The 24,309-nt window shown below is 67.3% G+C and carries 25 protein-coding genes and 1 tRNA gene; 8 read left to right on the top strand and 18 right to left on the bottom strand.

Annotated elements, in window-relative coordinates; all coding sequences use genetic code 11:
• Window positions 1-9 precede the first annotated feature (9 nt).
• From ychF to ACVCL9_RS01665, 8 genes are all read right to left on the bottom strand, one after another.
• Window positions 10-1,098 carry a redox-regulated ATPase YchF gene (gene ychF, locus ACVCL9_RS01700; protein WP_447099337.1) on the bottom strand — a complete coding sequence of 363 codons (1,089 nt, stop codon included), beginning with the start codon at window positions 1,096-1,098 and terminating at the stop codon, window positions 10-12.
• Window positions 1,099-1,186: 88 nt separating this feature from the next.
• Window positions 1,187-1,768, bottom strand: a complete 582-nt coding sequence (pth, locus tag ACVCL9_RS01695; protein ID WP_447099338.1) for an aminoacyl-tRNA hydrolase — start codon at window positions 1,766-1,768, stop codon at window positions 1,187-1,189.
• Window positions 1,769-1,821: 53 nt separating this feature from the next.
• A complete protein-coding gene (locus ACVCL9_RS01690; RefSeq protein ID WP_447099339.1) occupies window positions 1,822-2,517 on the bottom strand; it encodes a 50S ribosomal protein L25/general stress protein Ctc in 696 nt (231 codons plus the stop codon).
• Between the two features lie 162 nt (window positions 2,518-2,679).
• Window positions 2,680-3,621: a ribose-phosphate diphosphokinase gene (locus ACVCL9_RS01685; protein ID WP_395121353.1), complete on the bottom strand. Its 942-nt coding sequence runs from the start codon at window positions 3,619-3,621 to the stop codon at window positions 2,680-2,682.
• A gap of 51 nt (window positions 3,622-3,672) precedes the next feature.
• Window positions 3,673-3,749 (bottom strand) — tRNA-Gln (locus tag ACVCL9_RS01680).
• 40 nt (window positions 3,750-3,789) lie between these two features.
• Window positions 3,790-5,169: a 4-(cytidine 5'-diphospho)-2-C-methyl-D-erythritol kinase gene (gene ispE, locus ACVCL9_RS01675; RefSeq protein WP_447099340.1), complete on the bottom strand. Its 1,380-nt coding sequence runs from the start codon at window positions 5,167-5,169 to the stop codon at window positions 3,790-3,792.
• A 55-nt stretch (window positions 5,170-5,224) separates the two neighbouring features.
• A complete protein-coding gene (gene lolB, locus ACVCL9_RS01670; RefSeq protein ID WP_395117233.1) occupies window positions 5,225-5,830 on the bottom strand; it encodes a lipoprotein insertase outer membrane protein LolB in 606 nt (201 codons plus the stop codon).
• Window positions 5,827-7,518, bottom strand: a complete 1,692-nt coding sequence (locus ACVCL9_RS01665; RefSeq protein ID WP_447099341.1) for a tetratricopeptide repeat protein — start codon at window positions 7,516-7,518, stop codon at window positions 5,827-5,829. Before ACVCL9_RS01665 ends, lolB begins: the two co-directional genes overlap by 4 nt.
• Before the next feature lie 165 nt (window positions 7,519-7,683).
• Between ACVCL9_RS01665 and hemA the strand changes: the two genes are divergently transcribed.
• Together hemA and prfA are read left to right on the top strand one after the other, a co-directional pair.
• A complete protein-coding gene (hemA, locus tag ACVCL9_RS01660) occupies window positions 7,684-8,955 on the top strand; it encodes a glutamyl-tRNA reductase (RefSeq protein ID WP_447099342.1) in 1,272 nt (423 codons plus the stop codon).
• 70 nt (window positions 8,956-9,025) lie between these two features.
• The gene (gene prfA / locus ACVCL9_RS01655) at window positions 9,026-10,108 is read left to right on the top strand and encodes a peptide chain release factor 1 (protein WP_447099343.1); all 1,083 of its coding nucleotides are present in this window, start codon (window positions 9,026-9,028) and stop codon (window positions 10,106-10,108) included.
• A gap of 113 nt (window positions 10,109-10,221) precedes the next feature.
• Here the strand turns inward: prfA and ACVCL9_RS01650 are convergent, their stop codons facing one another.
• From ACVCL9_RS01650 to ACVCL9_RS01640, 3 genes are read right to left on the bottom strand one after another with little or no spacing between them, the layout of a single operon-like run.
• A complete protein-coding gene (locus ACVCL9_RS01650) occupies window positions 10,222-10,488 on the bottom strand; it encodes an acylphosphatase (protein WP_447099344.1) in 267 nt (88 codons plus the stop codon).
• Window positions 10,488-10,961, bottom strand: coding sequence for a TlpA family protein disulfide reductase (locus ACVCL9_RS01645; protein WP_395117225.1), 474 nt, complete (start codon window positions 10,959-10,961; stop codon window positions 10,488-10,490). Before ACVCL9_RS01645 ends, ACVCL9_RS01650 begins: the two co-directional genes overlap by 1 nt.
• A complete protein-coding gene (locus ACVCL9_RS01640) occupies window positions 10,958-12,235 on the bottom strand; it encodes a YihY family inner membrane protein (protein ID WP_395117224.1) in 1,278 nt (425 codons plus the stop codon). The genes ACVCL9_RS01645 and ACVCL9_RS01640 overlap by 4 nt, the downstream gene beginning before the upstream one ends.
• Window positions 12,236-12,340: 105 nt before the next feature.
• On the opposite strand from ACVCL9_RS01640, the gene wrbA reads away from it, so the two are divergent.
• Window positions 12,341-12,943, top strand: coding sequence for an NAD(P)H:quinone oxidoreductase (gene wrbA, locus ACVCL9_RS01635; RefSeq protein ID WP_447099345.1), 603 nt, complete (start codon window positions 12,341-12,343; stop codon window positions 12,941-12,943).
• On the top strand, window positions 12,940-13,302 hold the full coding sequence (locus tag ACVCL9_RS01630; protein ID WP_447099346.1) for a DUF2069 domain-containing protein: 363 nt from the start codon (window positions 12,940-12,942) through the stop codon (window positions 13,300-13,302). Before wrbA ends, ACVCL9_RS01630 begins: the two co-directional genes overlap by 4 nt.
• Before the next feature lie 3 nt (window positions 13,303-13,305).
• Here ACVCL9_RS01630 and ACVCL9_RS01625 read toward each other — a convergent pair whose 3' ends face one another.
• From ACVCL9_RS01625 to ACVCL9_RS01600, 6 genes are all read right to left on the bottom strand, one after another.
• Entirely contained in the window at window positions 13,306-13,983 is a 678-nt protein-coding gene (locus ACVCL9_RS01625; RefSeq protein WP_447099347.1) for a GNAT family N-acetyltransferase, read from the bottom strand.
• A 17-nt stretch (window positions 13,984-14,000) separates the two neighbouring features.
• Window positions 14,001-14,456 (bottom strand): GNAT family N-acetyltransferase, encoded by a 456-nt coding sequence (locus tag ACVCL9_RS01620; protein ID WP_447099348.1) that lies wholly within the window; start codon window positions 14,454-14,456, stop codon window positions 14,001-14,003.
• Window positions 14,457-15,821: 1,365 nt separating this feature from the next.
• Entirely contained in the window at window positions 15,822-16,268 is a 447-nt protein-coding gene (locus tag ACVCL9_RS01615; RefSeq protein WP_008212477.1) for a 4-fold beta flower protein, read from the bottom strand.
• A gap of 71 nt (window positions 16,269-16,339) precedes the next feature.
• A complete protein-coding gene (locus ACVCL9_RS01610) occupies window positions 16,340-16,675 on the bottom strand; it encodes an immunity protein Imm33 domain-containing protein (protein ID WP_447099597.1) in 336 nt (111 codons plus the stop codon).
• Window positions 16,676-16,695: 20 nt separating this feature from the next.
• A complete protein-coding gene (locus ACVCL9_RS01605) occupies window positions 16,696-17,061 on the bottom strand; it encodes an Imm50 family immunity protein (RefSeq protein WP_235645110.1) in 366 nt (121 codons plus the stop codon).
• A 644-nt stretch (window positions 17,062-17,705) separates the two neighbouring features.
• Complete coding sequence (locus tag ACVCL9_RS01600) at window positions 17,706-18,491, bottom strand: acyl-CoA thioesterase (RefSeq protein WP_447099350.1); 786 nt, start codon at window positions 18,489-18,491, stop codon at window positions 17,706-17,708.
• A 102-nt stretch (window positions 18,492-18,593) separates the two neighbouring features.
• Here ACVCL9_RS01600 and ACVCL9_RS01595 point away from each other — a divergent pair, with 102 nt between their 5' ends.
• The 4 genes from ACVCL9_RS01595 (at window position 18,594) to ACVCL9_RS01580 (ending at window position 23,303) form a co-directional block, all read left to right on the top strand.
• Window positions 18,594-20,234, top strand: coding sequence for an acyl-CoA dehydrogenase family protein (locus ACVCL9_RS01595; protein WP_447099351.1), 1,641 nt, complete (start codon window positions 18,594-18,596; stop codon window positions 20,232-20,234).
• Window positions 20,235-20,514: 280 nt separating this feature from the next.
• Window positions 20,515-21,009, top strand: coding sequence for an asparaginase domain-containing protein (locus ACVCL9_RS01590; RefSeq protein WP_395117194.1), 495 nt, complete (start codon window positions 20,515-20,517; stop codon window positions 21,007-21,009).
• Window positions 21,010-21,114: 105 nt separating this feature from the next.
• Window positions 21,115-21,648 (top strand): FHA domain-containing protein, encoded by a 534-nt coding sequence (locus ACVCL9_RS01585; protein WP_447099352.1) that lies wholly within the window; start codon window positions 21,115-21,117, stop codon window positions 21,646-21,648.
• Window positions 21,645-23,303, top strand: coding sequence for a protein kinase domain-containing protein (locus tag ACVCL9_RS01580; RefSeq protein WP_447099353.1), 1,659 nt, complete (start codon window positions 21,645-21,647; stop codon window positions 23,301-23,303). The genes ACVCL9_RS01585 and ACVCL9_RS01580 overlap by 4 nt, the downstream gene beginning before the upstream one ends.
• Before the next feature lie 85 nt (window positions 23,304-23,388).
• Here ACVCL9_RS01580 and ACVCL9_RS01575 read toward each other — a convergent pair whose 3' ends face one another.
• Complete coding sequence (locus ACVCL9_RS01575; protein WP_447099354.1) at window positions 23,389-24,303, bottom strand: LysM peptidoglycan-binding domain-containing protein; 915 nt, start codon at window positions 24,301-24,303, stop codon at window positions 23,389-23,391.
• Window positions 24,304-24,309: the final 6 nt, after the last annotated feature.

The raw sequence follows: 24,309 nt of genomic DNA, 5'->3' as shown, positions 1-24,309 counted from the left end.
ACGCGCCGGTCAGACGTTGAACAGGAAGTGCAGCACGTCGCCGTCCTTGACGATGTATTCCTTGCCTTCCTTGCGCAGACGCCCGGCGGCGGCGGCGCCGGCTTCGCCCTTGTACTGGATGAAGTCGTCGTAGGAGACGGTTTCGGCGCGGATGAAGCCTTTCTCGAAATCGCTGTGGATCACGCCGGCAGCCTGTGGCCCGGTGGCGCCGCGCTTCACCTGCCACGCGCGCACTTCCTTCACGCCGGCGGTGAAATAGGTCTGCAGGTCGAGCAGCTTGTAGCCGGCGCGGATCACCCGGTTCAGGCCCGGCTCGTCCAGGCCCATGTCCTTCAGGAACTCGTCGCGGTCGGCTTCGTCGAGTTGCGCCAGTTCCTCCTCGATGGCCGCACACACCGGCACCACCTCGGCACCCTCGGCGACGGCGCGCTCGCGCACGGCGTCCAGCAACGGGTTGTTCTCGAAGCCGTCGTCGGCGACGTTGGCGATGTACATCAGCGGCTTCAGGGTGAGCAGGAACAGGTCGCGCACCAGCGCCTTCTCTTCCTCGTCCAGGCCGAGGCTGCGCGCGGACTTGCCTTCGTTGAGCCCGGCAGCCAGCTTCTGCAGCACCGGCTTCTTCGCCAACGCATCCTTGTCGTTCGCCTTGGCCGCGCGCTCGGCGCGGTTCAGCGCCTTGTCCACCGACTCCAGGTCGGCCAGCGCCAGCTCGGTGTCGATGGTCTCGATGTCGGCGATCGGATCGACCTTGCCGGCGACGTGGATCACGTCGCCCTCGAAGCAGCGCACCACGTGGGCGATCGCGTCGACCTCGCGGATGTGGGCCAGGAACTTGTTGCCCAGGCCCTCGCCCTTCGACGCGCCGGCGACCAGGCCGGCGATGTCGACGAACTCCACCGCGGTCGGCACCACCTTCTGCGGGTTGACGATCGCCGCCAGCGCATTCAGCCGCGGGTCCGGCACCGGCACCACGCCCACGTTCGGCTCGATCGTGCAGAACGGAAAATTGGCCGCCGCGATGCCGGCCTTGGTCAGCGCGTTGAACAGGGTGGACTTGCCGACGTTGGGCAGTCCGACGATGCCGCATTTGATGCCCATGGATTTGATTCCGGGAATAGGGAATAGGGAATGGGGAATAGGAAAAGCGGGGGTCGGGATGCTCTTGCGACTCCCTATTCCCCATTCCCTATTCCCTCGTCGTGTGCAACTGCTGCATCGCCTTGTCGAACTGCCCATCCACCGCCAGCGGCAGCACGTCCAGGGCGCGCGCGACGCCGTCCAGGATGGCGGTTTCGTCCGTGGCGGAAGGCCGGCCCAGCACCCACGGCGTGACCTGATCCTTGTGGCCGGGGTGGCCGATGCCCACGCGCAAGCGATGGAACTTGCCGTGGCCGAGGTGGCCCATGATGTCGCGCAGGCCGTTCTGCCCACCGTGGCCGCCGTCGAACTTCAGGCGCACGGTACCGGGCGGCAGGTCCAGGTCGTCATGCGCGACCAGACATTGTTCGGGTTCGATCTTGTAATAGCGCAGCGCCGAAACCACGGCGATGCCGCTCTTGTTCATGAAGGTGGCGGGCTTGAGCAGCCAGACCGGTTCGCCGCCAAGGCGCACGCGGCAGCTCTCGCCATGCAGCTTGCCGTCGAAGGCGAACCGCTCGCCCTGGCCGCCGGCAAGGGCGTCCACCAGCCAGAACCCGGCATTGTGCCGGGTTCTGAGGTATTCGGCGCCGGGATTGCCCAGCCCGACGATGAGTTTCAATCCAGCCATTGCGCAGCCAGCCATGCATGGCCCCGCGCCGGTCGGGCGCGGGGCCGCACGACTTACTTCTTGTCGGCAGCCGGCTTGGCGTCGGACTTCGCACCCGGCTTGGCAGCCGCGGCCTTGGTCGCTTCGGCCTCGGCTTCGGCAGCGTCTTCCGCGACATCCGCGGCGCTTTCCTTGACCGCGTTCACGGTCACCACGGCGACGTCGTGGGCTTCACCCAGCAGCAAAGCCGGCAGTTCCACGTTCGCCGGCAGCTTCAGCTGCGACAGGTGGATGATGTCGCCGGCCTGCAGCGCGCCCAGATCCAGCTCGATGAACGCCGGCAGATCCTTCGGCAGGCAGCTGACTTCCACTTCGGTCAGGTTGTGCGAGATCACCACGCCGGACATCTTGCCGGCCGGCGACAGTTCCTTGTTCAGGAAATGCAGCGGCACGTTGGCGCGCAGCCTGGCGTTCTCGTCGATGCGCTGGAAATCCATGTGCATCATCAGCTGCTTGAACGGATGCTTCTGCCAGTCGCGCACCAGCACCTTCTGCACCCTGCCATCGACGTTCAGGTCGAGGATCGAGGAGAAGAACCATTCGTTCTTGGCGGCGAGCAGGATGGTGTTGTGCTCGATCTGGATGCTTTCCGGCGGCTGGCTGCCACCGTAGACGACGGCCGGCACGAAGCTCGCGCGACGCAGGCGGCGGCTCGCACCTTTCCCCTCGTCCTTGCGGCTCTGCGCCTTGATTTCATGAGTCTGGGTCATTGTTTTATTACCTTGGGTTGCGTTTTCCGCCTTGCGACGGATGGGTGACTCTCCCGCGACCAGGAGAGCCCTTGGAGGGGAATAGGGAATGGAGAATTAGGGAATAGGAAAAGCGTGGGTGCGGCTCTTCGATTCCCTATTCCCTACTCCCTATTCCCGGATTCAATCCACGTACAGCGAACTCACCGACTCGCCGAAGGCGATGCGGCGAATGGTTTCAGCCAGCAGTTCGGCGACGGAGAGCTGGCGGATCTTGCTGCAGGCCTGGACTTCGGGGCGCAGCGGCAAGGTGTTGGTGACCACCAGCCGGTCGAGCTGGGAGCCTTCGATGTTGCTGATCGCCGCGCCGGACAGCACCGGATGCACGCAGTAGGCGACCACCTTGCGGGCGCCACGCTCCTTGAGAGCTGCAGCGGCCGCGCACAAGGTGCCGGCGGTATCGACGATGTCGTCGACCATGACGCAGGTCTTGCCTTCGACGTCGCCGATGATGTTCATCACGGTGGAGACGTTGGCGCGCGGACGGCGCTTGTCGATGATCGCCAGGTCGGCGTCGTCCAGCCGCTTGGCGATCGCCCGGGCACGCACCACGCCGCCCACGTCCGGGCTGACCACGATCAGGTCTTCCATGCTGTACTTGCGCCAGATGTCGGCCAGCAGCACCGGTGAGGCGTACACGTTGTCGACCGGGATGTCGAAGAAGCCCTGGATCTGGTCGGCATGCAGGTCCACCGTCAGCACCCGGTCCACGCCCGCGGCGCCGATCATGCGGGCGGCCAGCTTGGCGGTGATCGGCACCCGCGCCGAGCGCGGCCGGCGATCCTGCCGGGCGTAGCCGAAGTACGGGATCACCGCCGTGACGCTGGCCGCCGAGGCGCGCTTGAGCGCGTCGGTGAGCGCCAGCAGCTCGAACAGGTTCACCGCGCTGGGCGCACCGGTCGGCTGGATCACGAACACTTCCTGACGGCGCACGTTCTCCTCGATCTCGATCTGCACCTCGCCGTCGCTGAAGGTGCCGACCAGGGCCTTGCCCAGCGGCACGCCCAGGCGGTGGGCGACATCCTCGGCCAATGCGCGATGCGCATTGCCGGTGAACAGCATCATCGGGGTGGACGTGTCCACGGTGCTACCTCGAAAACTCAGCCAACAATGAAGTGGCTGGGGCGGCAGGATTCGAACCTGCGAATGCGGGAATCAAAATCCCGTGCCTTAACCAGCTTGGCGACGCCCCAGTGTCTTGGTGTATTCGGTCGTGCCTTTGCCTGAAATCCGTCAACTTGCGCGTTGCCGCGCCAGCGCCTGATGCAGCGGCGAGACATCCATCCCGCTCGCCACGTGTACCCTGAATGTCGCCGGACAACGTTCTGCGATGGCGTGGGCACGCGCGAGCGAGCGCAGCTCCAGGAACACGCAGCCGCCGGTACCCGAAAGCCTCGCCGTGCCGAAACCGCCCAGCCACGCCAGCGCCGCCGCGACCCGCGGGTAACGCGCCCGCACGACCGGCTCGAAGGCGTTCTCGACCGTTGCGCCGGAAACAAAGGACGAAATTGTCGCCCGCGGCGCATTTCGTGTCAATTCAGGCGCTTGAAAGAGCGCTGCAGTAGGCACCTGCTCGCGCGGGTCGAGCACCACGTAATGCCTTCGCGGCAGATGGATCGGACTGAGCCGCTCGCCGACACCCTCGGCCCAGGCCGAACGCCCGCGCACGAATACCGGCACGTCGGCACCGAGCTGGCCGCCCAGCGCGGCCAGGCTGTCCTCGTCCAGATCCAGCCGCCACAGGTGATTGAGCGCCACCAGCACGGTGGCCGCGTCGGAACTGCCGCCGCCGAGGCCGCCGCCCATCGGGATGCGCTTGTCGACGGCGAGATCCGCGCCCAGCGCACAACCGGCATGCTGCTGCAGCAAGCAGGCCGCGCGCACGACCAGGTCGTCCGACTCGGCCACCCCCCGCGCGCCGTTCAGGCGCTTCACTTCGCCATCGTCGCGCACTCGCAGGCGCACTTCGTCACCCCAGTCCAGCAGGCGGAACACGGTCTGCAGTTCGTGGTAGCCGTCGGCACGGCGACCGGTGATGCGCAGGAACAGGTTCAGCTTGGCCGGCGCGGGCCATGCGGTCCATTCACCGCGCGCCGGCGTGGCCAGCGGGCGGCTCATGAAGACGCGCAGGTCGTCGGGAAAACCGTGCTCGCGATCGCGCTGGCGGGCGTTGGCGAACGCCGGGGCGTTCTTGTCGACCACCGCGAAACCATGCCGTGCGTAGAACGGCGCGTTCCACGGCACGTCGGCAAGGGTGCCCAGATCCACCCGCCGATAGCCCGCCTCGCGCGCCCAGTTGCAGGCGTGTTCGAGCAGGGCCGCGCCGATGCCGCGGCGACCATGCCCGGGCAGCACGTCGATCTCGGCGACGCCGATCGCACCGTCGCCCGGCTCCTCGTCCAGCCAGATGAAGCCGAGCGGATCGCCCGCTTCATCCGGCGCCACCCAGACCAGGCCGCGCTCGACAGCCTGCCGCAGCAGTTCGACCGGCATCGACACCGCCGCGTACGCCGGCCACGCCGGATGGCCGCGAAACATCTGCACGGCCTTGCGTTCGATCGCACACAGGGCGGCGACATGGCCCGGCTGGGCACGGTCGATGTGGACGTTCATGGATGGCAGCGGCGCACCGTCGGCAGGGCGCAAAGCCTAACCCAACCGATGGCGCTTACCGAAACTGCCAGGATTCGATCGACAGCCGCACCTTGTACGGCGGTCGCGCGGCGTAGACCTTGGTCGGCAACGGCGGATCGCGGGTTTCGTCCCAGCTGCGGTATTCCACCGACCAGCCGTCCTGCCGCAGCAGCGACGGCAGCCGGTTTTCGCCGAAGCGGATTTCCGCCGGGCCGCCAGCGGCACGCAGGCCCAGCACCCACGCGCGCAACTCGCGCAGCGGCACTTCCCAGCCCAGTGCCTTGCGCATCAGCGCCTCGGCGTCGTTGCCGCGCAGCGGCCCGCCGTCCAGCCCTTCGAGCAAGGCATCGTGCGCATCGCCGCTGAGCCGGAAACTCTTGCCGGTCACCGGCGCGCGCAGCACGAACTCGTAACGCGCGCCGTCCTGGCTCCAGCTGAAGCTGCCGCTGCCGCCTTCGTGGCCATCCGATACACCCAGCCGGCCTTGCAGCGACCAGTGCCCGGCGTCGGACAGCGCGTGTTCGCGCGCGCGCTGGGCGGCAAGCAGGCCGGCGTCGCCGGGCATGCGTACCGCCGGCGCGCAGGCAGTCAGCAGCAACGGCAGCAGCAATGCCGCGCCGTACGCGGTGATCCGGCTCAAGGATGCGCTCCGACCGGCAGCAGGCGCTTCAGGGCATCGCGCAGGGCGAGGCTGTGCGGGTCGAGCTTGCGCACCTCGTCGAACACCTGCTGCGCATCGTGGCGACGGCCCTGCTTCCACAGCACTTCGCCCAGATGCACGCCGACATCGGCGTCCTTGCGCGCCAGCCAGGCGCCGCGCAGGGTTTGCTCGGCCTGCGCCAGATGGCCGAGGCGATATTGCAGCCAACCCCACGAATCGGCGATGGCCGGATCGTCGGGCTTGGCCGCGCGCGCGACCTGCAGCAGCTTCTTCGCCTCGGCCAGGTCGCGATTGGCGTCGGCCAGGGTGTAGCCCAGCGCGTTGCTGGCGTCGATGTCGCCGGGCTTGATCTTCAGCAGGTGCTGGAAATCCTTCACCGCCAGGTCGATCTGGCCGGCTTGGGCATAGGCCAGGCCGCGACCGTAGAGCAGGCCGGGATCGTCGGGCATCACCTGCAGGGCGCGGCCGAACGCGGTTTCCGCCTGCGCGTAGTCCTGCTCGCGCAGGTACAGCTCGGCATCGGCCTGCAAGGCCTGACTCAGTTGCTCGGGCTGTTCGAGGTAGTCGATTTCCAGCTGGGCGAGCAACTGATGCGCCTGTTCGTGCTTGCCCTGCGTGTGCAGGATCAGCGCACTGCGTATCGCGGCGTCGAACGCATGCGGATCGTCGTCGCCGACCTGCTCGTACCAGTCCAGCGCCTCGGCCTCGCGATGCTGCATCTCGGCCAGCTGACCGAGCAGGTAGCTGCTCTGCACGCGCACGTCGGGCGCGGCCTGCTGCAACTGGCGGTACAGCGTGGCCAGGGCCTTCGCGTCCTGGTGGCGGGCGGCCAGCCCCGCGCGCATGGCGTAGGTGTCGGCGTTCTGCGTGCCGTGCGCGAGCAGCCGGCGGGCGGCCGCGTCGTCACCCGACGCGCTGAGCAGGCCGGCGTAGGCCAGGCGCAGGCGCGTATCGGACGGTGCCTGTGCCAGCGCCTTGCGCAACAGTTCCTGCGCGCCGGCACGGTCGCCGTCCTTGGCTTTCATTTGCGCGGCCCAGGCGTAGGTCTCGGCGTTGTGGAAGCGCTGCACCGCCGCCGTGGCGATCTGCTGCGCATAGGCATGGCGGCCGAGCTTGTCGCCCAGTTCGCTCATCGCCAGCCAGGCCTTGGGGTCGGCCGGCAATCGCGCAGGCACGGCCAGCGCCTCCAACAGGCGCGCCGCCTGCGCCTGGTCGCGCGCGCCCAGCAGCACGCGGCCGAACTGGCGCCAGGCATCCTTGTCGCCGCTGGTGACCAGGCGTTCCAGCTGCTGTTCCGCCTCGGTCGCATTGCCCTGGTCGAGTGCCAGCTCGGCGCGCGCGCGGGCAATGGATGCGGGCTTGGCGCCCAAGACCTGCCAGCGGTCCAGCGCGCGGCCGGCCGCCTCGCCGTGATGCACGGCGATGGCCAGCTCCGCTGCCCGCTCGGCAACGGCGGGATCGGTGCTGAGGGCCATCGCCTTGTCGTAATGAGCCGACGCGGCGGGCAGATCGGTGTTTCCCAACGCCATTTCGCCGGCCAGCAACTGGGCCAGCAAGTCGTGGTCGGCATCCGGCGTGGCCACCACCAGGTGCGCCAGCGGCTGCGGCGTCGGCGCGGCCTGCGGACGCAGCGGCGCCGTGGTGCAGGCGCCCAGCGCGAGCGCCATTGCGGCCAGTGCCGTAAAATGCCGCAGTTGCTTGAACTTGTTCGACCCGCTCCGCACACTGTTCTCCGTCAACCGACCTGCTGCAGCCGTATCCGCGATGATCGGCGCTCGCGCCAAGCTTAGCCTACGCCGCCAAACTCCTGCCGCCGAGATATCCGCCATCCCATGCCACTGATCGCCCTCGGGCTCAATCACCTCACCGCGCCGGTCAGCCTGCGCGAGCAGGTGGCGTTCGATGAGGACGCCGCCAGCGCAGCGCTGCGCGAGCTGGCCAGCGAGCCGGGCATCGAGGAGGCGATGATCCTGTCCACCTGCAACCGCACCGAGCTGTACGTGGGCGTGGCCGAAGGTGCCGAGGACATCCCGCAGGTGTGGTTGAACCGTCATCATCATCTGACCCCCGGCAAACTCGATGAGTTCCTTTATCGGCATGAGGAACGCGATGCGGTACGCCACGTGTTCCGCGTCGCCACCGGGCTGGATTCGATGGTGCTGGGCGAGCCGCAGATCCTGGGTCAGGTGAAGGACGCCTACCAGCAGGCGCGCCTGGCGCATGCGCTGAAGGCGCCCATGGATCGCCTGCTGCAGCACACCTTCGCGGTGGCCAAGCGGGTGCGCACCGACACCCGCATCGGCGCGCACACGGTGTCGGTGGCATTCACCGCGGTGCGCCTGGCCGAGCAGGTATTCACCGACCTGGAACAGGCCTGCATACTGCTGATCGGCGCCGGCGACACCATCGAGCTGGCCGCGCGCCACCTGACCGAACGCCACGCCCGCCGCCTGATCGTGGCCAACCGCACGCTGGAAACCGCGCAGGATCTGGCCGGCCGCTACGGCGGCTACGCGGTGGCACTGGCCGACCTGCCGCAACACCTGGCCGAGGCGGACATCGTGATCTCCTCCACTGCGGCGCGGCAGCCGATCGTCACCCGCGCGATGGTCGGGCAGGCAATGGCGAGCCGCCGGCGCAAGCCGATGTTCATGGTGGACATCGCGGTGCCGCGCGACATCGAGGAATCCGTCGCCGAACTGCCGGACGTCTATCTCTACGGCATCGACGACCTGCGCCAGGTGATCGACGACAACCGCCGCTCGCGCGAAACGGCCGCCCGCGAGGCGGATGCGATCATCGACCTGCAAGTCGACCGCTACATGGCCTGGCGCCGCGCGTTGACCACGAAGAACCCCGCCCTGGACATGCGCCAGCACGCCGAGGTCTACCGCGACGAGGTGCTGGGCAAGGCCCGCGCGATGCTCGCCCACGGCAAGTCGCCGGACGAGGCACTGGCCTTTCTCGCCAACACGCTGACCAACAAGCTGCTGCACCATCCCAGCGCGCGCTTGCGCGAAGCCGCCCTGAGCGGCGATCTCGACCTGCTGCACGCCGCGGGGCGGCTGTACGGGCTTGATTCAGAAGCGAGTGAAGATAAGTGAGAAGTGAGAGAAAGCATCGCTCCGGTCCTCTCTTTTCTCACTCCTCTCCACTCACTTCTCGCCGCTCCCCATGACCCCCTCGATCCGCCGCAAGCTCGAAGCACTCGCCGAGCGCCACCAGGAAATCGGCCTGCTGCTGTCGCAGCCCGAGGTGCTGGCCGACAACAGCCGCTTTCGCGAGCTGTCGCAGGAGTACGCCCAGCTGGAACCGATCGCCGGTTCGCTGCGCGAGCACGAGCGCGCCGAGCGCGATCTGGCCGAATCGCGCGCGATGCTGGACGATCCCGAATTGCGAGAGATGGCCGTCGACGACGTCGCCCGCCTGGAGCGTCGCCTGCAGGATCTCGACGGCGAACTGCAGCTGCTGCTGCTGCCGAAGGACCCGCGCGACGAGGCCAATCTCTATCTGGAAGTGCGCGCCGGCACCGGTGGCGACGAGGCGGCGATTTTCGCCGGCGACCTGTTCCGCATGTACGTGCGCTACGCCGAGAGCCGCCGCTGGCACGTCGAGGTGCTCAGCGAGCACGCCGGCGAGCACGGCGGCTACAAGGAGATCGTGGCGCGCATCGAGGGCAAGGGCGCGTACTCGCAACTGAAGTTCGAATCGGGCACGCACCGCGTGCAGCGCGTGCCGGAAACCGAATCGCAGGGCCGCATCCATACCTCGGCCGCGACCGTCGCGATCCTGCCGGAGCTGGACGAGATCGACGAGATCGAGATCAACCCGGCCGACCTGAAAGTGGACACCTTCCGCGCCTCCGGCGCCGGCGGCCAGCACGTCAACAAGACCGACTCGGCAATCCGCATCACCCACCTGCCCTCCGGCACCGTGGTGGAGTGCCAGGACGAACGCAGTCAGCACAAGAACCGCGCGCGCGCGATGAGCCTGCTGAAGGCGCGCCTGCTCGACGAGGCGCAAGGCAAGCAGGCCGCCGCGCAGGCGCAGGAACGGCGCCTGCAGGTGGGCTCCGGCGACCGCAGCCAGCGCATCCGCACCTACAACTACCCGCAGGGCCGCATCACCGACCACCGCATCAACCTCACCCTCTACCGCCTGCCCGAGATCATGCAGGGCGACCTGGGCGAACTGATCGACACGCTCACCCGTGAGCACCAGGCCGACCAGCTCCAGGCTCTCGGCGGCGCCTCGTAGGGCGGGCACGGCCCGCCACCGTCGCGCCTCGAAGCCGCCGGCGGGCAGTGCCCGCCCTACGCGCTGAAGTCCACCTACCGCAGAAACAGTCATGCCGCAGGGTTCGGGCGACCTCAGGCGGTGTGGAAACCCTGCAACTGCCGGTCGGAAAGGTCCTCGCGCCTGACCGCGGTCACGGCGGCGGCTGGCGGACCTTGCCACAACCACCGCCCCAGCGCGTCGAGCGCTTCGGCATTGCCGCTGGCCAGCACTTCGACGCGTCCGTCATCCAGGTTCCTCGCGTGACCGGCAATGCCCAGCGCCAGCGCCTGCTCGCGGGTGCTGGCGCGAAAGAACACGCCCTGCACGCGACCGTCCACGAGAAACCGCGCCGTCGGCATCAGTCCGCCCCGATCCACTGCTTGAGCAGGGCCTCGGTGACCGGCCCCAGCTTCCGCTGCGCCACCTTGCCCTGCGGGTCGATCAGGTAGGTCATCGGCAGGCCGCGCGGCGCGTCGAAATCCTTCAGCGGCTTGTCCACGGTGACCTGGGCGATCGGATAGACCACCGGGTGCCTGGCCAGGAACGCCTTGATGTCGGCCGTGTCGCTGTCCTCGTAGGCCAGCCCGATCGCGCGCACGTTCTGGTGCGCGGCGACGAAGTGCGAGATGTCCGGCATTTCCTTGATGCACGGCACGCACCAGGTCGCCCAGTAGTTGACGATGACCCAGTGCCCGCGCTGCGCGGCCAGGTCGAAGCTCTTGCCATCGAGCGTGCTGACCTTGAGCGTTGGCTGCTCCGGCATCGCGGCCTGCAACGGAGTGACGAAAGCCAGCGCCAGGGCGACGGCGGCGAAACGGCTCAGCAACATCATGCGGGGAGTTCCTCGGTGTCGGCGGCCGGGTCGGCGGCCGGGGGATAGATCTGGTCGAGCCGGGTGCCCAGCTTCGAATGCAACGCGGCGGCCACCTCGTCGAGCAGCAGCAGCAGCTCCGCCGGCAACACCACGTTCATCGCCGCGGCTTCCTCGCGCGGCTGCAGCGGCAGGCGGTGATGAGTGCAACGATACAGCCGCAGCAGGTCGGTGCTGTCCAGGCTGCGACAGAGCAGCCAGCCGCCCGCCTCCCCGCGCTGGATCAGATCGGCGTCCTGCAGGTCGTCGAAATAGCCGGCGACCGCACCTGCGCTGAGGCTCGGCGCGCCCAGGCGCACCTCGGCCACGTCCACGCACGCACCCTTGCGCTGCGCGTCGACGAACACCCCCAGCACCACCAGCAGGCCCAGGAACTCGGCCCCTGCCGGCAGGGTTGCGGAGGGCGGCACGTACTCGTAGGCGGAGATCGACGCCGCCACCGAGGCGGCCAGGATCACGATCACCCACGACAGGTAGATCCACAGCAGGAAGATCGGGATCGTCGCCAGCACGCCGTAGATCTGCTGGTAGGTCTGCGCGTGCCCCACGAACTGGCCGAAGCCCCAGCGCGCGATCTCGAACAGTACCGCGCCCAGCAGCGCGCCGATCGCCGCGTCGCGACGCGACACCCGCGTGTTGGGGATCACTGCGTACATCAGCCACAACGTGCAGAAGGTCACCAGGAACGGCAGCGTCGCCAGCAGGCTGGCGCCGATCGAGTGGATCTGGCCGGCCGCCACGCTGAGGAACGGCATCGCGGTGACGTACGACGTGGTGGCGATGCCGCCGCCGACCAGGATCGGCCCCAGCGTCAGCGCGGCCCAGTACAGCAGCAGGCGCGAACTCCAGCGACGCGCCTGGTGCACGCGCCAGATCCGGTTGAGCCGGTCCTCGATGCTGATCATCATCGACAGCGCGCTGAACAGCATCACCAGGATGCTGACGCCGGTGAGCCCTTTGGCGTTGTCGGCGAAACTCTGCAGCGCCGCCTGCACCTTTTCGCCGGCCGTCGGCACGAAATTGTTGAAGACGAAATTGAGCAGCGTGTCGCGCGCGCCCGCGAACACCGGGAACACCGCGAACATCGCCAGCACCGCCACCGTCAGCGGCACCAGCGACACCAGCGTGGTGTAGGACAGCGCGCCGGCCGTCTCGAAGCACTTGTCGTCGATGAAGCGCTGCCACACGAAGCGGCGGAAATAGCGCATGCGATCGGGATCGAAGCGGCGGGCCATCGCTATCCTCGGGTTGTCGCGGCAGCCTGCCGCTTCCGGTGTTCGGGGTATCGGCCGGTACACTAGCCCATTGCCCGTGAACGCCTCAACGCGTGGAATCGCCGCATGGCCCGAGAAATCCTGGTGTTGTATTACAGCCGCAGCGGACACACCGCCCAACTGGCGCGCCTGATCGCGCGTGGTATCGAGGAGGTACCCGGCATGCGCGCGCGCCTGCGCCAGGTGCCGCCGGTGGCGCCGGTGACCGACATCGCGCAGCCGCCGGAACCGGAGGACGGCGCGCCATACGTGACCAAGCAGGATCTGCTCGACTGCGTCGCACTCGCCATGGGCAGCCCCACCCGCTTCGGCAACATGGCCGCGCCGCTGAAATATTTCCTCGACACCACCGGCGCCGAATGGGCCAGCGGCGCGCTGGCCGGCAAGCCGGCGGCGCTGTTCACCTCCACCAGCACCATGCACGGCGGCCAGGAATCCACCCTGCTCTCGATGGCGCTGCCGCTGCTGCATCACGGCATGCTGATCGTCGGCGTGCCGTACACCGAGCCGGCGCTGACGAGCACGCAGAGCGGCGGCACCCCCTACGGTGCCAGCCACGTCGCCGGCGCCAAGGGCGACAACCCGATCAGCGAACACGAGCGCGAGCTGGCCCGCGCGCTGGGCCGCCGCTTGGCCGACGTGGCCAGCCGCCTGGCGGATACGCCATGACCGCCGCCACGCACGCGCCCATCCTGCCCGTCTATCGCGTCGGCCTGGCCGCCTGGGCCTTGCTCGTCGTGCTGCAGCTCGTCTGGCATGCCTGGCTGGTGCCATCGCAAACCCTGTCCGCCTGGCTGGTGCTGGCGATCACCGTGATTCCCTTGCTGCTGCCGCTGCTGGCGATCCGCAACGTGCGCCGCGCCCTGCTCTGGGTCGGCATCCTCAGCCTGTTCTATTTCTGCCACGGCGTGGCCGAGGCATGGAGCGCGCCGGGCGAACGCGTGCTGGCATGGGCGGAGATCGTGCTGACGGTCGGCCTGATCGCCGTGCTGGGCGCCGGCGTCAAGCGGCGAAGCACGCCGCACTGATCGTCACGCGCGCCGGATCACCCGCACCACCGATTCGCGGTAATCGACGAAGCCCATGCTCCGATACAGCGCGCGGGCCCCTTCATTGGCGCGCATCACGTGCAGGAACGGCGTTTCGCCACGCAGCAGCTGGCGTCGGATCAGCCTGGCCGTGAGCTGGCGGGCCAGCCCGTGCCCCTGCGCGTCGGGATGGGTACAGATGCCACTCACCTCGCGCCAGCCGCCAGCGAAGGCACGCTCGCCGGCCATGGCGATCAGCCGCGCGCCGTCGAACACGCCGAAGTAATCGCCCAGCTCCAGCGTGCGGGGGCCGAACGGCCCCGGCTTGGTCAGCGCCGCCAGTGCCATGGCCTGCTCCGCATGCTGCGGCTCCAGCGGCAACGCCTCCGGCGCATCGTCCCGCGCGGGCAGCTCGCCGGCCCAGCGCATCTTGAACATGGTCGATTCCAGTTCGATGCTCCACCCGACCGGCGCCGGCCCCGACCAGCCATCGGTGTAGAACGATTCGCCCGACGCGCAGAACGGCTGCAGTTCGCCGAATGCCGGTTCGGCCGGATCGGCAAAGCCGAGGATCGGCGAGAACCCCGGCGCGAACCGCCGCGCACCGCCCGCACCCTGGGCAAAGCCCGCCTGCGGCCCGCTGAGCGCATGCCAGAAGATGTTGTCGAGGATGGCTGGCACCGGTGATCCCGCGACCACTACAGCTCGCGACTCATGAACACGCTGTATGGATCGGCGACGTAATCCGCAAACGGTTCGCAGCGCACGAAGCCGAAGCTGGCGTACAGGCGATGGGCCGGCGCGAACGCCGCGGCTGATCCGGTTTCCAGGCACAGTCGACGGCAGCCGCGTCGCCGCGCCTCGTCGATGATGTGCCGCAGCAGCGCCGCGGCGACGCCCTTGCGCAGATGGCGCGCGGCGGTGCGCATCGACTTGACCTCCGCCTCCTGCGCATCGAGCTGCTTCAGCGCACCGCAACCCAGCAGTTCGCCCTCCTCCCACGCCGTCCAGAAGCTGATTTCCGGCCGGCGCAATGCGTCGACGTCGAGCGCATGGATGCTCTCCGGCGGCGAGTGCAACGCCACGCCCTGCAGGTGCTCGCGCAGCAGGTCGATGACGGCAGGCGCGGTGAGATCGTCGGGTCGGATATCCATGTGCGCGGATGGTAGCGCAGCCAAGTCCGCGAGCGGGATCGCCTCCTGATCGCTGCGCCTGTACTCGAACTCCCCGCTTCGCCTCGCCGAGGATGCCATGGCCTTTCGGCAGGACGCCCCGCGACTCGCCCCTCAATGCGGCAACCGCCTGGCTACTGGCGCTGCTCGATGGCGTGCTTCCGGCGCAATGGCGCGCGGTAAAAGCGTGGTCAGGCTTGCTTAATCCCGTCCGGATTGAGTGGGTAAGTGAACCTGACCCCGTTCGGCGGTAGACCCCGTTCGGCGGTAGCGAGTGGTGGTTCGGGGGCCTGGCTTGGGCATGGAACGCTCCTGAAATGTTAGTTCAGGGTGTCCACTAAAGCGTAGGAACTATCCCGTCCGCCTTGAACGAATTGTTAGGGCGCATACGTCACCCTAACCATCTCAATGATGCGCCATGCCACGAACAGAGCAACTCCAAGCGCGAGGAGCCGGAACTGGAGTCTCTGGTAGGTACGTGCGCGATTGGTGTTGCGCTCCACAGCTGACCGAGTGCCGTCCGCTGCAGCTTGTGCTGCCTGAGGATGGGCAGGTTGCTCAGGGTGAAGTCCGTGCTTGAGTTGAAGCAATGCATAGTTTGCGTAGATAGCGGAATGCACCCAAGTTATGCGCTTGCAACCGCAAAAGAAGCTCGCGAGCCAAAATGCTAGTGCCAGTAATCCAGGGGCAACCCACCAGGAGATAGGAAGTCCATCGAGCTTTTGCAATCCGTAGCCGAGAGCTGCACCAGTAGCGGCGAGCAAGAAGTACACGTACTTGGACTGGCCGTCCGAATGAAGCCGATAGAGTTCACGGAGATCTGATTGGTCGGTCATGAGCCCTAACGCTGGAGTTAAGCGGCGGCGAAGCCGTCCGCCTTGAACGAGTTGTTAGCTACTTTCCACATGGAAACGTTGACTTCAGTCCATCTAGCAACACTATGTCGACGAAGGCCATGCTTTTGTGTCCTGATCTATCAACCATCTGCTTGTAAGCTGATCGGTGATTTGCAGATTCTGCTTTGAATATTTCCAGGTATCTGTTTCCATTGATGTGCAAGTTAGCTGGCACACAGAACAGCGGTGCGTCACCTCTTTGCACAAGTGAAACATTCGCCCAGCCGTATGCCTCACTGGCACCAATGACGTAAATACCAAGCGCCATGCGCTGCTGCGCTGTTAGCGAGTCATAGTCGAGATAATTAGGCCCAGCCGCATTCGCATAGCTGATAGTAGACGCCATTGCGATCACGAGAACCAACGCTACCCTGTACATTTGCATCCCCTCGTAGCTAACGCTTGAGTTGAGCGGCGGCGTAGCCGTCCGCCTCGAACGAGTGGTTAGAGGTCACTGCGCGCCAGACCCCAAGAGAAAACGGCACGGGGTATCGCCGAAGGAGTTAGAGAAATATGGACGGTAGGGCGCGTACTGAGTGTAAGCCTTGTAGGGTTTGTACTGTTTATATGCTTTGTACGGCTCATATTCGGTGGACTGCAAGACCTCTTTGACGGCACAGGACGCAGTGCCGTCGTGGCTCCAGACGATGCCTTTGAGGAACCAGCCAAGATGCTGTCCGTTGAAGCCATAGACATCGTAGCCGCCCGCACTATCTTCTTTGAGGTACGCAACGGGCTTGCCGCTCCACAAGTAAATGGTGAGCTCGTCATCGACGGCGATGTACGCCTCTGGCTTGCCCGCGCCGTTGAAAAGCGTGACCTCGTCTTGCGCCAATGCCGGGAACGCCGCGATGAGCAGAAAAAGCGCAGTGAAAACTCCTCTCGCCATCGCGGACATGTTGTGACCTCTAACGCTAGAATTGAGCGGCGGCGTAGCCGTCCGCCTCGAATGAGATGTTAGACCGCATGCTACACGGCCAAAAGCGCGGGGTCGTACCAGACCTCAGTTTGCTCTGGCGCGAGGAGAACACGCCAGCCAGGAGCAAGGGCCAGGAACGGGACTAAGGAGGGAGCGTGTGCAACAAGATGATGGACATGCAGCGATTGAAAGAACTCAGGATCGTCACACAACTCGCCGCCCCAGATATACCAGCCACATGACCCATTCTGCGGAGGATGACGAAGCGCATTCAGTGGAAGCTGCGAGAGTGTGGCAAGCGCAACACCTAATCGCTGATCTGCGCTGGGAGGCTCGAACAACGAGCCGAACTGCGCACAGATTTCCGGTTGAGACGTGAGCTGCATCATGCGGCCTAACGCTTGAGTTAAGCGGCGGCGAAGCCGTCCGCCTTGAACGAGTGGTTAGGCACCACATCCGCAACCTCCACCGCGTCGCACTTGAAGGTGCCGCACAAACCGTAGCAGCCCTCGATTGTAACGACAGTAGGAGATTCGGAAGAGATGCTTAGGACGTCGACAATGTTCTCGGAGCGGAGCTCAGAGAGATCTACGTCGGTAACGCCCGAGAACCGAAGGCTGACAAAAGCTGCCTTTTGGATGTTGGAGTCGACGTAGGAAATTGTGAGGCAGATGATGCCAGGCCACACGAACGAGAAGAGCTCGATGCGGCCATCAGCGAACTCGGGCCAGTACCCAAAGATGGACTCGACGGTTTCGGCGTGCGAAATCATTTCTAAGGCGCCTAACGCTGGAGTTAAGCGGCGGCGAAGCCGTCCGCCTTGAACGAGATGTTAGACGGTTGCGACGACCTACGCTTGGGCCAGCTATTAATCTTCACTCGCCTTGACGCCAATCTTGGGAAAGAAAAACATCCGACTCAAGCCGGTGAGGAAGTACACCGCCAGAAAAAATAGCGCCGTAGTCGCTATAACAAGAAAGATAGGTGGATTGGGGTGGTATGGAATTAGGCTTCCAGCAGCAACCGTCACGAACAAGTAAGGCAAAATGCAAGCAACAATGTCACGCATCTTTGACACGGTTATTTTCTGTTTGCAGCGAGGGCACTGCATCGACCAGACCTTGGAGCCCCGCATGGTTACGCGACACAGCCCCAAGTATCGAAGCTCAATGAAGTGCTTGCAATGTGGGCAGTGCATGTATTTACCCATACTTTTCTACGTCTAACGCTATGTAGATTACGAAATGAAGTGTAACCCCGCAGCCTATCCCGCGCTCGTCACCCTACACGACCGGGCTCAGGCCTAAACAGATCAACGAGTTGCTGCGCTTGGTGCAGCCTAATCCCGCCGCCTAATCCCGCCGTGTTTCCACGCGCACGATCCAGGCGCGAACGCCGTACCCGAATCACCCCACCTCACCCAAACACCACCATACTCTGCCGGCTCAACGCCACCGCCTCCCCGCCCGGCCCCCACAGCATCACGCTCTGGTTGGTGTAGCCGTCGCGGGCGGCGATGAGGTTGGCGTCGACGCGCCAGTCGTCCAAGCCGAGGTCGTCGTAGCGGTCGCGCAGCAGTTCGAGCATCCAGGTGAGCGAGCTGCCGGGGGTGGGCGCGGCGAACATCGACAGGGCGATCGGCGGGATGAAGTCGGCGAAGGCGAGCACGTGGGTTTCGTCGGGCGGGCCGTCGTCGTGCAGGGAAAGCTGCAGCACGCTGTCGCGCTGGTGGCCGCCGCTGAACGGCAGGTCGCCGCGCAGCCAGTTGGCGCGGAAGTGCTGGGTGAAGGCGGGCATGCGGCCTTCGACGTAGTGCAGTTCCTGCGGCGCCGGCGCCTCGACGTGAGGTTGTTCGGGCTGGAAGTCCAGCACCGAGGGGCGCGCGCTACCGAATACGCCGAGCAGCCGGCACAGCGTCTGCTCGCCGTCGCACAGGCTGGCCTCGACCTGGATGACGCTGCGCCCTGTGCGCAGGCATCGCGCGCGGATGGCCACGCTGCCGGCCGGCACCGGCGCGATGAACGTCACCTGCAGGGTGCGCAGCGGCATGTCCGCCGGCACCAACTCGCGCATCGCACGCAGGGCCAGCGCCGCCTGCAGTCCGCCGAAGGCGCTGCGCCCCTGCAGCCAGTCCTCGCTGACCGTGGCCTGCCAGCCATCGCCATGGCGCGTGACCGTAGGCATCGCTTCGGAAAATCGCATGGAAGGCGCCTGCGCCGGGGAATGGCTTTCGATGATGCCAGCGCCACGCGCCGAATGCCCGCATGCCTATACTCGACACCTCGACTCTGGACGGAGCGTGCCATGGCCTTCCTGCAGGATTCACCGCAACTGCCGCACCCGTATCGCAGCGACCGCGTTCTGCTGGCCCTGCTCGATCGTGCGCTGCCGGCCGAGCGCCGCGCCGCGCTGGACGCCGACCTCGACGCGCTGGGCGACTACGCGTTGATGGCCTGGCAGCGCGCATGCACCACGACGCGGCGCAAGCCGGTACTGACCCAGTGGGACGCGTGGGGACAACGGGTGGACCGCATCGAGTTGACACCGGCGTGGCAGGAAGGCGCGGCGATGACGACGCGGCATGCGGTGCTCGCCGCCGGCCATGCGGACAGCGAGCACGCGCGGCTGGAGGAATTCGCCCGCGTCTACCTGTACCACCTCGCCAGCGGGTTCTACACCTGCCCGCTGGCGATGACCGACGGTGCCGCCACCGCGATCAAGGCCTCCGGCAACCGCGAACTGATCGCGCGCGTGCTGCCGCGTTTCCTCAGTCGCGACCCGGCCACGTTCTGGCTCAGCGGCCAGTGGATGACCGAGACCGCCGGCGGCTCCGACGTGGGCAATACCGAGACAATCGCGCGCCAGGACGCAGACGGCCAATGGCGCTTGTACGGCCGCAAGTGGTTCAGCTCGGCAGTGGTCGGCGAGGCAGCGCTGGCGTTGGCACGGCCGGAAGGCGCCAGCGGCGGCACCGGCGCGCTGGCGCTGTTCTACGTGGAGACGATGGACGGCGCGCGACGCAAGAGCGAACTGGTGATCGATCGCTTGAAGGACAAGCTCGGCACGCAGGAACTGCCCACCGCGGAAATCCATCTCGACGGCCTGCCCGCCTGGCCGCTGGGCGAGCTTGCCCACGGCGTGCGCCAGGTGGCGCCGATGCTCAATGTCACCCGCAGCTGGAACGCGATCTGCGCGGTGGCCAGCATGGCTCGCGCGATCAGCCTGGCGCGGGATTTCGCTACCCGCCGCCGCGCGTTTGGCCGTCCGTTGATCGAGCAGCCGCTGCATGCGCAGACGCTGGCCGACATGCAGGCGGATTTCGAGGCCGCATTCGCGCTGGCCTTCGAGGTCGCCCACCTGCTCGGCCGCGTCGAGCACGGTGCGGCCAGCGCGGAAGAAGCCGCGGTGCTGCGCCTGCTCACGCCGCTGGCCAAACTGTGGACGGGCAAGCTGGCGGTGAAGGCCTGCTCCGAAACGCTGGAATGCTTTGGCGGCGCCGGCTACATCGAGGACACCGGCTTGCCGCAGCTGCTGCGCGACGCGCAGGTCTACGCGATCTGGGAAGGCACCACGAATGTCCTTTCGCTGGACAGCCTGCGCGCGCTGGCCGGCGACAGCCTCGGCGCCCTGCGCCATGCGACCGGCCGCTGGCTGGACGGCAACGACGACATGCACGCGGCCAGCGCGATCCGGCAGACGCTGGACGCCGCCGCGCGCTGGCTCGACCAGCACGCGTCCGCGCGCGACACGCTGGAAGCCGGCGCACGCGGCCTCGCCTTCACCCTCGCGCGTTGCGCCGCCGCGGCGCTGCTGGCGCGCCAGGCCACATGGTCGAAAGGTCGCGGCGAGCCGCGCCCCGCCGCAGCCTTGCACCGCTTCGTCGGCCGCGGCCTCGACCGGCTGGTCGCACCCGATGCCGGCAACACCGCGTCGCTGCTGAGCTGACGCAGGGCGGGCGCCGCGCGCCGGCACCAAGAGCGGCGGGCAGTGCCCGCCCTACCCTGAAGCGCCTCGCCGTAGGAGCGCACCCTGTGCGCGATGTTCTTGCGAATCCCGAATCCCGAATCCCGAATCCCGAATCCCGAATCCCCGCAGCAAGAGAATCGCGCACAGGGTGCGCTCCTACCGGGACGTCGGGGCGGCACGGATCGCCCAGGTACGCTCCCGCGGGCGCGCCTGGCCGGCGCGGGCTAAAATGCGGCGATTCCCTCCCTGGCGCACCGACATGCAGCACCTGACCATCGTCACCACCGGCGGCACCATCGACAAGGTCTATTTCGACGACAAGTCGGATTACAAGATCGGCGCGCCGCAGATCGGCGAGATCCTGGGCCACCTCGGCGTGGCGTTCGAGTTCGACGTGATCCCGATCCTGCGCAAGGACAGCCTGCACATGGGCGCCGAGGACCGCGCGCTGGTGCGCTCGACGATCGAGGCGCAGCCGCACCGCCACGTGCTGGTCACCCACGGCACCGACACCATGGTCGAGACCGCGCGCGAGCTGGCCAGCATCAAGGGCAAGGTGATCGTGCTGACCGGCGCGCTGAACCCGGCGCGCTTCCAGGGCTCCGACGCGGTGTTCAACATCGGCTGCGCGGTGGCCGCGGTGCAGACCCTGCCCGATGGCGTCTACATCGCCATGAACGGCCGCGTGTGGGATCCGGCCAAGGTGCGCAAGAACCGCGCGGAGAACCGCTTCGAGGAAGCGAAGCCCTCCTGATCCCCCGGCAGCCGGGCCGGCCGGACGCCATTGAGGTGGCGATCACGCTTGCCGCACCCGCGGCTTGGCTATAGTGCCGACAGGCAGGGGCCATCCGGGGAATCAATGAGTGACAGCAAGCAAGAACCGTCTCGCCATTCCGGCAAGCGATCTTCCGGGCCGCAAGGCACCCGCTTCTTCTCGACCGAGGCCTTGCGGCAATACGCCAGCGATGCCGCGAACGGGCGGGACAGCGAAGTCAGCGCGCGCACGCCGGTGCTGGAAGGCAGCAGCCCCGGCATCGAAGGGCGTCGCTTCGTCATCCGCCCCGGCCGGCAGGCGATCGGCCGCCGGCTCGACAACGACATCGTCGTCGACGACCTGAGCGTGTCCGGCTGCCATGCGTGGATCACCCAGCAGCATGGCCGCTGCATCATCATGAATACGCTGTCCACCAACGGCACCTTCGTCAACGACCGGCGCATCCACGAAGTGGCCTTGCGCCACGGCGACCACATCCGCCTCGGTCAGGCGGAGTTCGTGTTCCTCACCCGCGAACACGGCCAGCCGAGGCACTCGTACGGGCGCTGGATCGGCGGCGCCGTGGCGCTGTTGCTGGTTGCCGGTGCCGTGGCCTGGTGGTGGCTGCGTTCGCCGTGAGCGCGCGCGCACTGCCGCCCAGGGTCGGCCGCTATCGCGTCGAGGGCGTGCTCGGCGAAGGCGCGATGGCGGTGGTCTATGCCGGTTTCGACCCGGAGATCCAGCGCAATGTCGCGATCAAGTGCCTGCACCAGGAGGTCGCTGCCGACCCCGCGTACCGGCGCCGGTTCCTGGTCGAGGCCCGCGCCGCCGGCCACCTGACCCACCCGCACATCGTCACCATCTTCGACGTCGGCGAGACCGACGACGGCCGTTCGTACATCGCGATGGAGCGACTGCCGGGCGAGACGCTGGCCGGCAAGGTCAGCCGCGAGGGATTCCCGCCGCTGCCGGCGATCATCGACCTGATCGGCCAGCTCGCCGCCGCGCTCGACTACGCGCATGCGCGCGGCGTGCTGCACCACGACATCAAGCCCGAGAACATCATGCTGCTCGACGGCTGGAGCTACGCCAAGATCAGCGATTTCGGCATCGCCGAACGCCGCGCCTCGCCCCGCGACACGCCGCGGCGAGCGAAGGAAGTCGGCGGCACGCCGGCCTACATGGCGCCGGAGCGCCTGCGCGGCGAACGCAGCGATGCGCGCAGCGACCTGTTCTCGCTGGGCGTGGTGCTGTACTGGCTGCTCACCGGCAAGCTGCCGTGGCCGGAGCCGGGCAATGTGCAGCAGCTGATGCGCAAGCGGCTGCGCTCGCCGCTGCCGCCGATCCGCCCGCGCGACCCGGCCACGCCGTCGATGCTGATCAGCATCGCGCGCACGCTGCTGGCGAGCGCGGCCGAGTCGCGCTACCAGCGCGGCGCGGAGGTCATCGACGACCTGCGCCTGGCCGCACGCGAGTACGAACGCGAACGCGAAAAGCCGCTGGCCAAGCGCATCATCTCGCTGCGACTGCGCTGGGCCAGCAGCCTCGGCGCGATCCTGAGCCTGGTGCTGGTGCTGGGGCTGGCCGCGATCTACGCCAAGCAGCATGCCGCGGTGACCGGCCTGGCGCTGGATTTCGGCAGTTCGATGGGGCGCATGATCGCCGGCGAATCGGCCGAGAACCTGCTGCTCGGCGACCACGCCGCCACCCGCGCGCTGGTTACCGATGTCTCGCGCAACCGGCAGATCCACTACCTGGCGATCGCCGACCGCAGCGGCGAAGTCATCGCCAGCACGCAGCAGGCCGAGGTCGGCCGCAAGCTGCCCGCTGCGGAGCGGCAAGGCGACATGCTGCTGTTCGAGGTGCCGATCCAGTACCAGACCAAGACCATCGGCAGCCTGCGCCTGGGCATCAGCAATGCGGGACTGCGCGCGGCACAGAAGACCACGCTGTGGGTGATCGCGCTGGTGCTGGCGCTGACCCTGGCTGCCGTGGTCGGCGCGGCATACTGGTTGTTCCGCCGCCCGCTGATGATGCTGGGCCTGCTCGGCGACGCCCTGCTGCGCGTGGCCCGCGGCGACTTTGGCCACCGCATCCGCCTGGTGCGGCGCGACGAATTCGGCCGCCTGTTCGCCACCTTCAACCTGATGAACAGCACCCTGCAGGCCCGCCGGCGCCGCACCGCCGAAGCCGCACCGCCAGCCGGCGAGGCGGACGTCACCCGCCCGACCCGCATCATGTCGACGGTAGCGGCCGAGGTCACCCTCACGCCCGTTCCGCCCGCACCACCGTAGGAGCCCGCTCGCGGGCGATGCTTTTCTTTTGCCGAGTACCGACACAAGAGCATCGCCCGCGAGCGGGCTCCTGCGGTGGCGTGAATCAGTATTGTTTCAGCCGCTGCTTGAGCTCGAGCGCACGCGCGCGGTAGGCGACGGCCGGCTCGTAGTTCGGGGCGATCGCCAACACGCGGTTCCACAGCGCGATGGCCTTGTCCAGTTGCTGGTCGCGGTACAGCACCACGGCCTGCTCGTGGTACGAGTCCAGCAGGCGACTGCGCAGACTGGCAGCTTCGGCGCCGGCCGGTTGCAGCCGCGGATCGAGGCGCAACGCCTCGTCCATGCGGGCAAGCGCCTGCTGCGCATGGCCCTGGTCGAACAGCGACACGCTCTCGTCCTGCAAGCGGCGCGCCTTAGCCACCGACGATTCGGCGACGGCCTGGCCGGCAGGCGCCGCGCTGCTGGCCGCCGCTCCCGCCGCCGGTGATGCGCCTCGCGCCGACAACGGGATGCGCAGCGTCTGGCCGGTGCGCAGCAGCGACGGATTGGTGGAGTGGTTGTAGCGCGCGAGGATCAGAAAGAGGTTGGCGTCGCCCAGATAGCGCGCCGCCAGCGTGCTGTACGACTCGCCCGACTGCACCACATGCGCCCGCGAGCGGCTGCCGAGCCAACGCTCCGGATCGGCAGTGAGCTGGCGCAACATGCCGCGCGCGGCGCGATCCTGCGGATGCTGCTCCACGTACAGCCGCAGCGCCTGCTCGCCTTCGGCGTAGTGGCCAGGCTGCAGCTGGTGCTTGACGATCGAGGCCAGCGACGGTGCCGGGGCTGTCGCCGCGGGCACGGCCGGTGTCGGCGGCGCCGACGATTGCGCCGGGGTGACCACGGCCGAGGAATAGCCGCCCAACGAACGGCAGCCGGACACGCACACGGCGGCCAGTGCGGCGAGAATCAGCGTCGTCGCCGGCCGCCAAGGCAGGCGAACGTGGCGTGTCGAGGCCAGGCGATGCGCATGGCTCATGCCCAT

This window comes from Rhodanobacter sp. UC4438_H5, assembly GCF_052978405.1.
The sequence above is the reverse complement of the archived record's forward strand: the minus strand, read 5'-3'. Positions and strand labels throughout refer to the sequence as shown.